This window comes from Alistipes dispar (genome assembly GCF_006542685.1).
Classification (GTDB): Bacteria; Bacteroidota; Bacteroidia; order Bacteroidales; family Rikenellaceae; genus Alistipes; species Alistipes dispar.
Map to the genome: position 1 here is coordinate 1170252 of NZ_AP019736.1, position 12455 is coordinate 1182706.

The window sequence follows — 12455 nt, forward strand, 5'->3', positions numbered from 1 at the left end:
GCCAACAAAAATGCTCTTATCCCATGACAAATTGACACGCGTAAACCCATATCCGCGCATCCGTCCGAAAAGTCGTCCGTCCCGACGCGGACGAACCGCTGCGACGGACACTCCCGGCCGCACGGTCGGCGCCGCGTTCCTTCCGGACGCGGCACGGTCCCCGGCAGGAGGCCCCGCGATGCGGGCAGAGGCCCCCGAAGTGTGCGAAAAGCCCTGCGCATGTTTGCAGATACGCGATTAAATATTACATTTGCGGACGCAGACCGCCTCCTGTCCGACACGGGCGCGGCCGGGCAAACGCAGCAGACGAACGGATGACAGCCGCCGAAATACAGGACAACCGGAGAGTTGTCGATTTGCTTCGCAGGGGCGACGAGGCGTGTTTCGACGCACTCTTCCGGCGTTATTACAAGCCCCTGTGCGCCTACGCCTCGCGGTTCGTCACCGTGGACCGGGCCGAGGAACTGGTGCAGGATACGCTCATGTGGGTATGGGAAAGCCGCGATAAGCTGCTGCCCGAAATGCCCCTCAAGTCGCTGCTCTTCACCATCGTCAAGAACAAGTCGCTGAACAGCGTGGCGCGCGACACGATCCGCAGCAAGATCATCCGCCGGCTGGCCGAACAATACGAGGCCCAATTCGACGACCCGGATTTCTACCTCGAAAACGAACTGGCCGACAGACTGGCCGCAGCATTGAGAAAAATGCCGCCCGAATTTCAGGAGACATTCCGGATGCACCGTCTCGAAGGAATGACCCACAAGGAGATAGCCTCCGCGCTGGGCGTATCGCCCCAGACGGTGAACTACCGCATCGGACAGACCGTCAGAACGCTCCGCGAGGAGCTGAAGGAGTACTGGCCTCTGCTCGTGCTGCTGCTGGGCCAGCGCCTTTCCTGAAAAAAATTCCAAAAAAATCGTTTCTCCGCTTAGCAATCCGCCGCCGCGGATTGTATTACTATACAGAACGACGAAAAAATGACGGATTTCAAACCAGACGAAGGTACGCTGGCCGCCTATCTCGAAGGCAGGCTCGACCCGGAAACGGCCGCAGCGGTCGAAGCGTGGCACGACGCCTCGCCCGAACACCGCAAACGGCTCGAAGAGATCTACTACGTGCTGTTCGTCGGCGACCGGATTTCGGCCGTAGCCGGAATCGACGTGGAACGCTCCCTGAGAAGGGTCAAACGGCGCATGGCCGCCGGCCGCCGGTCCCGCATCCGGCGGCTGGTCTTCCGGACCGCCTCGGCCGCCGCTGCCGTCGTCCTGCTCCTGACGGGCGGCATGACGGCCGTATCGGTCTCGAAACGGCTGTCGCAGCCGACGATCGTCTCGACACAGATGGGCGAACGCTCGCAGGTGGTACTGCCCGACGGCTCGAAAGTCTGGCTCAACTCGTGCAGCCGCGTGGAGTACTCCGCCCCGCTTCTTTCACGCGAACGGCGCGTGAAGATGGAGGGCGAAGCCTACTTCGAGGTGGAACACGACCGGCACGCTCCGTTCGTCGTCAGTACGAACGGACTGAACGTCCGGGTGCTCGGCACACGCTTCAACATCCGCAACGACGACACGAACCACCGCGTCACCACCGTGCTGCTGGAGGGGGCCGTAACGGCCGACACCCGGGAACACCGGTGCGCCCCGATACGCCTGCGTCCGGCGCAGCAGCTCGTCTATGACACCCGGAAAGGAGAGATGCGCCTGACCGACTGCACCTCGGCCGAGGCGTCGATCAGCTGGATCGACGGCCGCCTGCACTTCGACCGCAGCACCTTCGCCGAGATCGTCGCCGAACTGAAACGCTACTACAACGTGGACGTGCACTTCACGGACGCCTCCCTGCGCAACGAACGCTTCTCGGGCGATTTCCACGTCGAGGACGGCATCTACCACATCATGGCCGTACTCCGGCTGACACGGAAATTCTCCTACACGGTGCATGGCAACGACATTTACCTCCACGCCATTCCGCCGAAATAGAAAAGCGGCGGAACGCCGCACATGCACGACCGAAACCAAAAACCGAATTACAAAATGCCAACCGACCTGCCTATGACCGAAACTTAGATCGCCGACCTCCGAAAGCCGCCGTCCGCGGCGGCGCCTCTCCACAACTATTTCTTAACCTAAATTTCGACCAATGAAAAAATCTTATCCTGCAGCAGGCGGGAGAGACCGTGCGGCGTGCGCATGGTTCCGCTGTCTGCTCATCGTACCGATGCTGCTGTTCGGACTTTCCGGCACGGAGGCCGCAGCCCAGACGCAGCCGCTCCGCGTATCCGTTCAGGCGCAAGACGAAGCCATTTCGGAAGTGTTCCGCTCCATCCGGGAGCAGACGGGGTATTCGTTCGTCTATAATAACTCCGACGTCGATCGGGCGCGCCGCGTCACGCTCGACGTCACAGACCAGACGCTGCCGGCCGTGCTGGACAGACTCTTCGACGGTTCGGACATCGCCTACACGATCAAGGACAAACACATCATCCTCTCGAAAAAATCCGCTCCGCAGCCGTCCTCGGGCTCCGAGGGGGGGGGAATTTCCGGCTCCGTCAGAGACGCTGAGGGAGTAGGACTGATCGGCGCCAGCGTCATCATCAAAGGCACGACGACCGGCGCGGCCGTAGATGTGGACGGCAACTTCGTCCTGCCGCAGGCCAGGCCGGGCGACATACTCGTCGTCTCGCTGATCGGCTACCAGACGCTGGAAATTCCCGTGACGGGGCAACCCCTGCAAATCGTCCTGAAGGAGGAGAACGAGATGCTCGACGCGGTGGTCGTGACGGCCCTCGGCATCAGGAAGGAGGAGAAATCGCTGACATACAACGTCCAGGAAGTCGGCGGCGAAGTGGTCAATACGGTCAAGGACGCCAACTTCGTCAATTCGCTGGCCGGTAAGATCGCCGGACTGCAAATCAACGCAAGCGCCTCCGGAACGGGCGGTTCCACGCGCGTGGTGATGCGGGGCGTGAAGTCGATCAGCGGCAACAACAACGCACTGTACGTCATCGACGGCATCCCGATGCCCGACCTGCGGTCGTCGCAGACCGAAGGCATCTACGAAACCCCCGACGGCGGCGACTTCGAAGGCATCTCCAACCTCAATCCGGAGGACATCGAGTCCATGTCGGTGCTCTCGGGCGCGACGGCCGCCGCGCTCTACGGTTCGCAGGGCGCCAACGGCGTCATCCTCATCACGACGAAGAAAGGATCGGCAGGACGCGTCCGCGTGAACTTCTCGAACAACACCACCTTCTCGTCCCCGTTCGTGATGCCCGACTTCCAGAACACCTACGGCACGAGCTCCACCTCCCCGTCGATGAGCTGGGGCACGAAGCTCGACTCGCCGACCTCCTACGATCCGCGCGACTTCTTCCAGACGGGATTCAACACCACCAACTCCGTCTCGATCTCGGGCGGCACGGAGCGCAACCAGACCTATTTCTCGGCCGCTTCGCTCAACTCGCGCGGCACGATCCCCAACAACGTCTACAACCGCTATAACTTCTCGGTGCGCAACACGACCCAGCTCGTCAAGGACAAGCTGACGCTCGACCTGGGCGCCTCCTACATGCGCCAATATTCGCGCAATCCGCTGGTGCAGGGTCTCTACCACAACCCGCTGATCGCCGTCTATCTCTTCCCGCGCGGCGACGACATCCGCAAATACCAGATTTACGAACGTTACGACGCCACGGCCGGATACAAGAAACAGTTCTGGCCGCTGGAATTCATCACCGGCGTCGAGAACCCGTGGTGGGTGGTCAATCGCCAGCTCTTCGAGAACACGGCGTCGCGCTACACCTTCAACGCCACGCTCAAGTGGGACATCGCCGACTGGATCAGCGTCATGGGCCGCGTCAGGACCGACAATACGGCGATGAACTACACGCGCAAGATCTACGCCTCGTCGAACACCCTCTTCGCATCGGAGTACGGCAACTACCTCGACCACAAGGTGAACCACAACAACTTCTATGCCGACGCCCTGCTGAGCATCGACAAGCGGTTCGTCGATGACAGGCTCTCGTTGCAGTTCAACCTCGGCGCGAGCCTCATGGACGACAAGAACAACGGTTCGGGATTCGAAGGCCATCTGGCGACCCTTCCGAACAAGTTCTCGCTCTACAACATCGACATGTCGCACTCGCAGACCAAGCCCTACGCCGACCGTTACCACGACCAGGTGCAGGCCATGTACGCCACGCTGCAATTGGGCTGGAACGGGATGCTCTACCTCGACGTGACGGCCCGCAACGAATGGGCCTCGCAATTGGCCGGAACCCCCGACGTCAATATCTTCTACCCCTCGGTGGGTCTCTCGGCCGTCATCTCCTCGATGACCGACCTCTCGGCCGCGGGCATCTCGTTCCTCAAGGTGCGCGGATCGTACGCCGAAGTGGGCAACGCGCCGCAGCGGTTCATCACCGGCGTGAACATCCCGCTCGCCACGGGCGGCGTCATCTCGTCGTCCACCTACGCCCCGGCGGTCAATCTGACGCCCGAGCGTACCAAGTCCTTCGAGGTCGGCCTGAACGCCAAGTTCCTGGGCAACAAGATCTGGCTCGACGCGACCTATTACAACACCAACACCTACAACCAGCTCTTCGAGTACGATGCACCGCCCAGCACGGGCTACAAGAAGGCCTATATCAACGCCGGCAAGATCAACAACTGGGGCATCGAGGCCGTGGTCGGCTACAAGAACCGGTGGGAAGAGTTCGCATGGTCCACGAACGTCAATTTCTCGATGAACCGCAACAAGATCAAGGAGCTGGTTCCCGAAGGCACGCGCGACGTATCGGGCAACCTGGTGGATATCGACGAGGTGAACATGGACTACGGCGGCTACCGCATGAAGGTCAAGGCCGGCGGTTCGATCGGCGACTTCTACGTAACGGGCCTCAAAACCGACGACTACGGCCGCATCTACGTCGATCCCAACACGAATACCGTCACGACCGATCCCAACACGTGGATCTACGGCGGCAACACCGAAGCGCGCTTCCGCCTGGGATGGAACAACCAGTTCTCCTACAAGGGCGTATCGCTCGGCGTGCTGATCGACACGCGCATCGGCGGCCAGGGCGTATCGGCCACGCAGGCCCTGCTGGACCGCTGGGGCGCCTCGCAGGCTTCGGCCGACGCCCGCGACGACGGCGGCGTATGGATCTCGGAGGACCAGAAGCTGCCCGACGTGCAGACCTTCTACTCCAACAACGGAAACGGCATGTCGATGCTCTCGCACTACGTCTATAACATGACCAACGTGCGGCTGCGCGAACTCTCGATCGGCTACGACCTCCCTTCGAAGTGGTTCAACGACAAGGTGGGCATGACCGTATCGCTCGTGGGACGCAACCTGTGGATGATCTACAACAAGGCGCCCTTCGATCCCGAAATCACCGCTTCGACCGGAACCTATTACCAGGGACTCGACTACTTCATGCAGCCCAGCACCCGGACTTTCGGTTTCAGCGTAAGACTCCAATTCTAAAACCCAAGACCTCATGACACGAATCAACCATATCAAACTGGGACTTCTCTCCGCAGCGGCGTGCATGGCGGCCTCCTGCACGGGAGACTTCGACTCCTTCAACACCAACCCCGACGCGGTGCAGCAGATCGACGTGAAGAACTACATCACCACGATGGAGCGCGACGCCGTGATTCCCACCAGCGACGAGGGCGCGAACGAATACCAGCGCGCCTGCAACCTGATGGGCGACACCTTCGGCGGCTATTTCGCCCCGATCCAGGCCTTCAACGGAGGCAGCTACACCTGCACCTACGACCTCGACGGCACGGACTACAACAACGTCCCCTTTTCGGTGGCCTTCACCAACGTGATGCCCGCATGGCTGCAACTCAAATACGCCCATGAGAACGGACAGATCACCGACGACATCTTCGCCGTGGCCGAAGTGATCCGCGTGATGGCGCTCCAGCGCGCCACGGACATCTACGGCCCGATCCCCGTGTCGCATTTCGGGGAGACCGAAAACCCCTACGAGTCGCAGCAGACCGTCTATGAGAATCTCTTCCGCGATCTGGACGCGGCGATCGCCACCCTGACCGAATACGCCACCAACTCGGCCGACGCGCATCCGCTCGAAAAGGTGGACGCCATCTACCAGGGCGACTATCCGAAATGGCTCAAACTGGCCAACTCGGTCAAACTCCGTATGGCGATGCGCATCCGCTTCGTCGAGCCCGGCAAGGCGCAGGAGTATGCCGAAGCGGCCGTGGCGGCGGGCGTGATGGAGTCCTCCGACGACGGAGCATGGCTCAAAACCTCGGGGTCGATCGTGATCTTCAATCCCCTCGAGGAGGTGTGGAACGCCTACGAGGACACCCGCATGGGAGCGACCATCGACGCCTATATGAACGGGTACGACGACCCCCGTCTGCCGATCTACTTCAAGGGCAGCGAGCTGGACAGCAAGTACCACGGCGTGCGCAGCGGCCTGAAGTCGATGCTCAAGGAACACTACACGCGCCTGTCCGTACCCAATGTCGCAAAGACGACGCCGGTGGTGTGGATGCTGGCCTCGGAGGTGGCCTTCCTGCGCGCCGAGGGCGCCATGCTCAACTGGGACATGGGCGGCAAGGACGAGGATTTCTACAAGAAGGGCATCGAACTGTCGTTCCTGGAGAACGGCCTTTCGGCCGGCGATGCCGCCGCCTACGCCGAGAGCGACGCACAACCGGGAAAATTCGAGGACAGCTCGGAAAGCACGAACAAGTACAACTACGCCCAGCCTTCGACAATCACCCCGAAGTGGAACGCCTCGGCCGGAGACGAGGAAAAACTCGAGCGCATCATCACCCAGAAATGGCTGGCCATGTACCCCAACGGACAGGAGGCCTGGTCGGAATTCCGGCGCACGGGGTACCCCAAACTCATTCCGATCGTGGACAACATGAGCGGCGGCAAGGTGGCGACCGACGAACAGGTGCGCCGCATGACCTTCCCGCGCTCGGAGTACTCGAACAACCTGACGGGCGTACAGCAGGCCATCTCGCTGCTCGGAGGCCCGGACACGGGAGGCACGCACCTCTGGTGGGACAAGAAAAACCGATGACCTGAAAATCCTTAAAGCGACAAACAACCATGAAAAACTTCCTGAAATACGCAGTGAGCTGTCTTGCGCTGGGAGCGCTGCTCGCCGGCTGCTCGGACTGGGTGGAATCCGAGCGCGTAATCACCCAGCATCCCGACGAGCAATCGCCCATCCTGCGCGACAACGCCTATTACGCCGCCCTGCGCGACTGGAAACGGAACACCAAGCACAAGATCGCCTTCGGCTGGTACGGCTCCTGGACGGCCGTGGGCGCTTCGTACCAGACCCGTCTGGCGAGCGCCCCCGATTCGATGGACATCATCTCGATCTGGAGCCAGTGGCATTCGCTGACGCCCGAACAGATGGCCGACAAGGAGTTCGTCCAGAAGATCAAGGGTACGAAAGTGACCTTCACGATCTTCGCCCACGAAGTGCCCGACGAATTTCTGGTGGACGGCGAGGTGACCCCCGAAGGGCTGGCCACCTACGCGAGGGCTTACGCCCGGGACTCGATGAACAAGTACTCGTACGACGGCATCGACCTCGACTACGAACCGGGATTCGGCGGCACGGGGCCGCTGGTGGGCCATGACAACGAGAACATGAAGATATTCTGTCAGGAGCTGAGCAAGTACGTGGGTCCGAAATCGGGTACGGGACGGCTGTTCATGATCGACGGCGTACCCTATGCCGTGCACAAGGAGATCGCCGAACTGTTCGACTACGGCATCGTGCAGGCCTACAACTCGAGCGGTTATACCGACTTGCAGAACCGTTTCGACAATGCCTACGCCAAGGGCTGGAAACCCGAACAGTACATCTTCGCCGAAAACTTCGAATCCTTCTGGAAGAACGGCGGCGTGACGCACACGTGCCGCGACGGACAGGTGGTCAATTCGTTGCTGGGCATGGCCCGCTTCAACCCCGAGCAGGGCTACTGCGGCGGTTTCGGCGCCTACCACATGGAATACGAGTACGGCAACTCGGCGATGCCCTACAAATACATGCGCGAGGCGATTCAGGACGTGAATCCCGCCGGCGGGTCGATCGTGGCCTCCTTCACGAAGAACGACATGCCCGAATATTCGTTCCTGATCGAGAGCGACGGTTCGATCTCGGGGTCGATGGACGAGAAGGTGCAGCTCACGCTCTCGCAGAAGGCTCCGGCCGATCTCACGGTTTCGCTGGCGATGGACAACTCGCTCGTGGAGACCTACAACCTGAAGAACGGCAAGTCCTACCTGACCGTCGATCCGGAGCGGGTGTCGCTCGGCACGCTCGAAATCAAGGCCGGGGAATTCCTGTCCGGCGAAGCTCCGGTCGGGTTCGACGCCGCAGGCGCCGCGAAGGGCGAGTACCTGCTTCCCATCGTGGCGGAACTCCCCGAAGGGGGCGCATACGTCTCGAAGAGCGACCCGATGGTGCGCTACATCGTCATCCGGGTCTCGACCATGGACATCGACACCGAAGCCACGGCGCTCACGGGCACGAAGATCGAACCCGCGGCAGGCTGGACCATCTCCTGCTACCAGGGAACCAACTCGTCGGGCGCCACCGGCGTCTGGAACTGCGACACCGACGAACAGAAAGCCAAAATGTTCGACGGCAAACTCGACGAACAGTGCTGGTACGCAAGCAGCCAATCCTTCTCGTGGGGCTACGGCGGCAACTTCATCATCGGACTGGACAAGACGTACGACGTGAGCGGCTTCCGCTGGCACTACTACTACGAGGACTCCAACCCACAGATCACGGACGTCCGGTACAGCGAAGACGGAAAGAACTGGACCAGCCTGAGCAATCAGGTGGCGTTCGTTCCCAAAGTCACCGACCAATGGAAGATCTTCCAGTTCAAGGAGGCCGTGAAAGCCCGTTACATCCGGGTGTACGTGGGGAACGTCTCCGGTTTCACGAGCATGAACGAGGCGGAAATCCACACGCCCGCAAACTAACGACATAAAAACCCGACAAAACCATGAAACTGAAATATTCGATCGCTCCGCTGCTGTTCGCGGCCCTTCTTTCGGGAACGGGCTGTCAGGAAGAGGCGGAGGTATATCCGGCGGTCTATATGACCGACGCCCAAAGCAACCCCGACAAGTCGATGACGGTCGAAGAGGCCCCGGCCAAAACGTCGTTCACGGTCTCCTCCTCGGAGCTGGCCCGGCAGGACGTACACGTGAAGATCGAGGTGCAGCCGCAACTGATCGACGCCTTCAACCGGAAATACGGCAAGAACTACCGGGTTCCGGCCGAAAACTGCTATGCGATCAGCGCGACGGAAACCGTCATCGAAGCCGGCTTCAGCACGTCATCTCCCGTGGAATTCACGGTGACGAGCATCGACGGATTCGCCGAAGGCGTGACCTACTGCGTACCTGTCAGCATCACCTCCGTATCGGGCGGCATGCGGGTCCTCGAACCCTCGCGCACGCTCTACATCGTGCTGAAGACACCGGTCATCAGCAAGGCGATCTACCTCGGTTCGGGGAACGTCTATAAAGTGCCCTCGTTCCAGGAGGACACCAATCTCGCGGCGCTTCCGCAGCTCACGCTCGAGGCACGCGTTTACATGGAGCGCTTCGCCAGCTCGGATCCCTACATCAGCTCGATCATGGGCATCGAAGGAGTCTGCGGCGTGCGTTTCGGCGACGTGAAGATCGACCCGAACGTACTCCAGATATGCCACGGCGACTACCAGCCGGCAGCGACCGACAAACCCTTCGACACGGAGAAGTGGTATCACGTGGCCGCCGTATGGACCGGCTCTTCGTGGGACATCTACATCGACGGCATCTACGCCACCGGCGTTCCCACGCAGGGCGAGACCGTGGATCTTTCGAGCGACAACTCGGGCGGCTTCTATCTGGGCGCCTCCTACGGCGGCGGCCGCTACATGTACGGCTACATCGCCGAGGCCCGCGTATGGACCCGCGCGCTGTCGCAGTCGGAGATCGCCAACAACATGAACTACGTCGATCCCGCTTCGGACGGTCTGCTCGCCTACTGGCGCATGAACGAATGGGAGCCGAACGAAGACGGTTCCGGCAATGTCGTGCGCGACGAAACGGGTCATGGCTACGACGCCATCGGAGGAAGCTCCGACCCGCAGATGATCGACACCAAGTGGAACTGATCCGCCGTTCCACGGACTGAAACCCGAGCGGCCCGGCAGCATCCGTTGCCCGGCCGCTCGGTCGTTTCGGCCCCGGCACATCCCCGGCCGGTCCGGACATCCGCCCGAAGAGCCGTCCGCCCCGGGATTTGGCCCCCTGCGCAAAAATCGCTATCTTCGCGGGAGAGGAGAAACGGACACGGCCATGAAAACCAATCGGGAGGAGATTCTGCAGAACTGTCTGTCGGTCTTTGCGACCATGAACTACGAAAGGGCCAGCATCACGGAACTGTCGCGGGCCTGCGGGCTGTCGCGCATGGCCATACACCACTATTTTCCCAACAAGCAGGCCGTATTCACGGCCGTCGTGGACCGCTACGTCTTCGGAGTGCAGGACCCGGCCAACAAGTTCGGCGCCTCGGAGGGCTCGCTCGCGGACTTCATCGACAACTACCTCGACGGCATCGTCCGCACCATGCGGCAGATCGTCGGTCTCTGTGCCGGAAAAACGGAGGGGGGGGGAGCCGTGGCCCCGAATTTCCACTACTTCAACCTGATGCTCCAGACCCGGCGGTACTACCCCGGCGCGGAGCGGAAATTCGAACAGCTCTACCGGAAGACGCGCACCTACTGGCGCAAAGCCGTGCAGCGGGCCGCCGAGACGGGCGAAGTGCGCCCCGACATCGACGTCGCACGCATCGCCGACATGTTCCATCAGATTCACTTCGGGCTTTCGTTCGAGCAGGCCATGCTGCAAGGGCTCGACATCGGCACGCTGGCCGGGCAGTTCCGCCAGCTATACGAGCTTATCCGGGCCTGATTTCCGGAAAGGCCGACCGGCACGGTCGCCGGGAGCCCGAAGAGGCGCGAACCGGCAGAACGAATCAATATCCTGACATACAATAAATTGCCTTCGCACGAGGGGGGGGGTTGCGCCCGACCCCGGAAACGGGCCGTTTTTTTCTCAAAAAAACATACGACCGTATAATTATCTGCCGTCTTTTTCCTATATTTGTACTCGCAGACACAATCCGAAACGAAACACACACCGAAAAACACCATGAGAACCTTCAACTACACCCCGTCCAGCCCCTTCTCGGGCAAACTGACGAACCTCGGCATCTCCCTCGTGATGATCGTCTTCCCGCTCGTCGCCCCGTTCGGCATCCGCATCGGCAGCATGCGGATCCTCGGACCTACGGCCGTCACGATCCTCTTCGTCGCGGGAGGCGCCGTACTGCTCCTCTGCACGCTGCTCGAAATCCGGAAGGCCCGCGCGCTGGCCGCCGCCGGAGGCCGAATCACCATAGACGGCGACCGGGTGACCTTTCCCGTCGTGCGCAAGGGCGCGGTGACGGAGGAGACGCTGCTCATCCCGCAGGTCGAACGCACGAAATTCGACGAGGAGGAGAACGAATTCGAAATCGCGCTGCCGGACGCGCACCACACCTTCAACGCCGGGTACTTCGACTCGGAGGAGGAGTTCGAGGCGTTCCGCGCCCTCTTCGAAAAAGCCTGACACACGGACCGGAAGGATTCCCCGGAAATGCGGACCGCCTTCCGTTCCGGAAGACAGTCCCGCGTCCGCGGCATCCCGGCAATCTTTTCCGTATCATCTCAAAACCATAACGAAATATGCGAAAACCGCTTATCTGCGCCGTCGCGCCGCTGCTCGCCGCCGCGACCGTTTCCTGCTCGATGATCTCGGGCTATTCCACCGACGAGGCCGCGAGCTACGCCCGTGCCGTCGAGCTGGTGAAAACCAACGTGGACACCGACAAGTTCAAGATCTACTCGATCGACTTCTTCGAACGGGAGGCTCTGTCGGACGACCTGTTCCTCGTCTCGGTGAAGATGGTGAACCGGGACGACCGGGCCTTCAGCCAGACCTACTACCTCAACGGGCTGGAACCCACCGATCTGGACGACGTATCGTTCGACGCTCCGAAATACGAAACCACCGCGGGCATCGACCCCGGAACGATCGACCCGGAAGAGATCGCCGCTCAGATCGCCCGGGCCAAGACGATGCTGCCCGAGGGGCACACCTTCAAGTCGGTCGGCAACTACACGATAGAGGAGGCCGTTCCCTCGGACAACGATTATCTCAACAGGGGCAAAGAGTTCGGCGGACGGACCGCCTCGTTCGTCGTCCGCTTCACCGAGGACGGCAAGGAGACCGAATCGAGCGCCGGCAAGACCTCCTATATCTATTACGAAGCGCAGGTCACCGTCGGAGAGGACGGACAGCTCTCTATCGAAGCGAAATAAACCCACATA

At 61.0% G+C, this 12455-nt stretch carries 9 protein-coding genes; all 9 read left to right on the forward strand.

Translation table 11 applies throughout. The features are described from left to right. Positions 1–314 precede the first annotated feature (314 nt). Positions 315–899: an RNA polymerase sigma-70 factor gene (locus tag FME97_RS05115; protein ID WP_141428182.1), complete on the forward strand. Its 585-nt coding sequence runs from the start codon at positions 315–317 to the stop codon at positions 897–899. A gap of 78 nt (positions 900–977) precedes the next feature. After that, a complete protein-coding gene (locus FME97_RS05120; protein ID WP_141428183.1) occupies positions 978–1979 on the forward strand; it encodes a FecR domain-containing protein in 1002 nt (333 codons plus the stop codon). Between the two features lie 160 nt (positions 1980–2139). Beyond that, positions 2140–5493: a SusC/RagA family TonB-linked outer membrane protein gene (locus tag FME97_RS05125; RefSeq protein WP_141428184.1), complete on the forward strand. Its 3354-nt coding sequence runs from the start codon at positions 2140–2142 to the stop codon at positions 5491–5493. Positions 5494–5506: 13 nt separating this feature from the next. Beyond that, on the forward strand, positions 5507–7081 hold the full coding sequence (locus FME97_RS05130) for a SusD/RagB family nutrient-binding outer membrane lipoprotein (RefSeq protein ID WP_141428185.1): 1575 nt from the start codon (positions 5507–5509) through the stop codon (positions 7079–7081). Positions 7082–7110: 29 nt separating this feature from the next. Further along, the gene (locus tag FME97_RS05135) at positions 7111–9012 is read left to right on the forward strand and encodes a glycoside hydrolase family 18 (protein ID WP_141428186.1); all 1902 of its coding nucleotides are present in this window, start codon (positions 7111–7113) and stop codon (positions 9010–9012) included. Positions 9013–9035: 23 nt separating this feature from the next. After that, positions 9036–10196: a DUF1735 and LamG domain-containing protein gene (locus FME97_RS05140; RefSeq protein ID WP_141428187.1), complete on the forward strand. Its 1161-nt coding sequence runs from the start codon at positions 9036–9038 to the stop codon at positions 10194–10196. A 184-nt stretch (positions 10197–10380) separates the two neighbouring features. Continuing rightward, the gene (locus tag FME97_RS05145; protein WP_141428188.1) at positions 10381–10995 is read left to right on the forward strand and encodes a TetR/AcrR family transcriptional regulator; all 615 of its coding nucleotides are present in this window, start codon (positions 10381–10383) and stop codon (positions 10993–10995) included. Between the two features lie 240 nt (positions 10996–11235). Then, positions 11236–11694, forward strand: a complete 459-nt coding sequence (locus tag FME97_RS05150; protein ID WP_141428189.1) for a hypothetical protein — start codon at positions 11236–11238, stop codon at positions 11692–11694. Positions 11695–11810: 116 nt separating this feature from the next. Continuing rightward, entirely contained in the window at positions 11811–12446 is a 636-nt protein-coding gene (locus FME97_RS05155; RefSeq protein ID WP_141428190.1) for a hypothetical protein, read from the forward strand. Positions 12447–12455 lie beyond the last annotated feature (9 nt).

What these genes read in the sequence shown, in the direction of transcription:
- FME97_RS05115 (WP_141428182.1), top strand. Translation starts at nt 315, where the DNA reads ATGACAGCCGCCGAAATACAGGACAACCGGAGAGTTGTCGATTTGCTT.
- FME97_RS05120 (WP_141428183.1), top strand. Translation starts at nt 978, where the DNA reads ATGACGGATTTCAAACCAGACGAAGGTACGCTGGCCGCCTATCTCGAA.
- FME97_RS05125 (WP_141428184.1), top strand. Translation starts at nt 2,140, where the DNA reads ATGAAAAAATCTTATCCTGCAGCAGGCGGGAGAGACCGTGCGGCGTGC.
- FME97_RS05130 (WP_141428185.1), top strand. Translation starts at nt 5,507, where the DNA reads ATGACACGAATCAACCATATCAAACTGGGACTTCTCTCCGCAGCGGCG.
- FME97_RS05135 (WP_141428186.1), top strand. Translation starts at nt 7,111, where the DNA reads ATGAAAAACTTCCTGAAATACGCAGTGAGCTGTCTTGCGCTGGGAGCG.
- FME97_RS05140 (WP_141428187.1), top strand. Translation starts at nt 9,036, where the DNA reads ATGAAACTGAAATATTCGATCGCTCCGCTGCTGTTCGCGGCCCTTCTT.
- FME97_RS05145 (WP_141428188.1), top strand. Translation starts at nt 10,381, where the DNA reads ATGAAAACCAATCGGGAGGAGATTCTGCAGAACTGTCTGTCGGTCTTT.
- FME97_RS05150 (WP_141428189.1), top strand. Translation starts at nt 11,236, where the DNA reads ATGAGAACCTTCAACTACACCCCGTCCAGCCCCTTCTCGGGCAAACTG.
- FME97_RS05155 (WP_141428190.1), top strand. Translation starts at nt 11,811, where the DNA reads ATGCGAAAACCGCTTATCTGCGCCGTCGCGCCGCTGCTCGCCGCCGCG.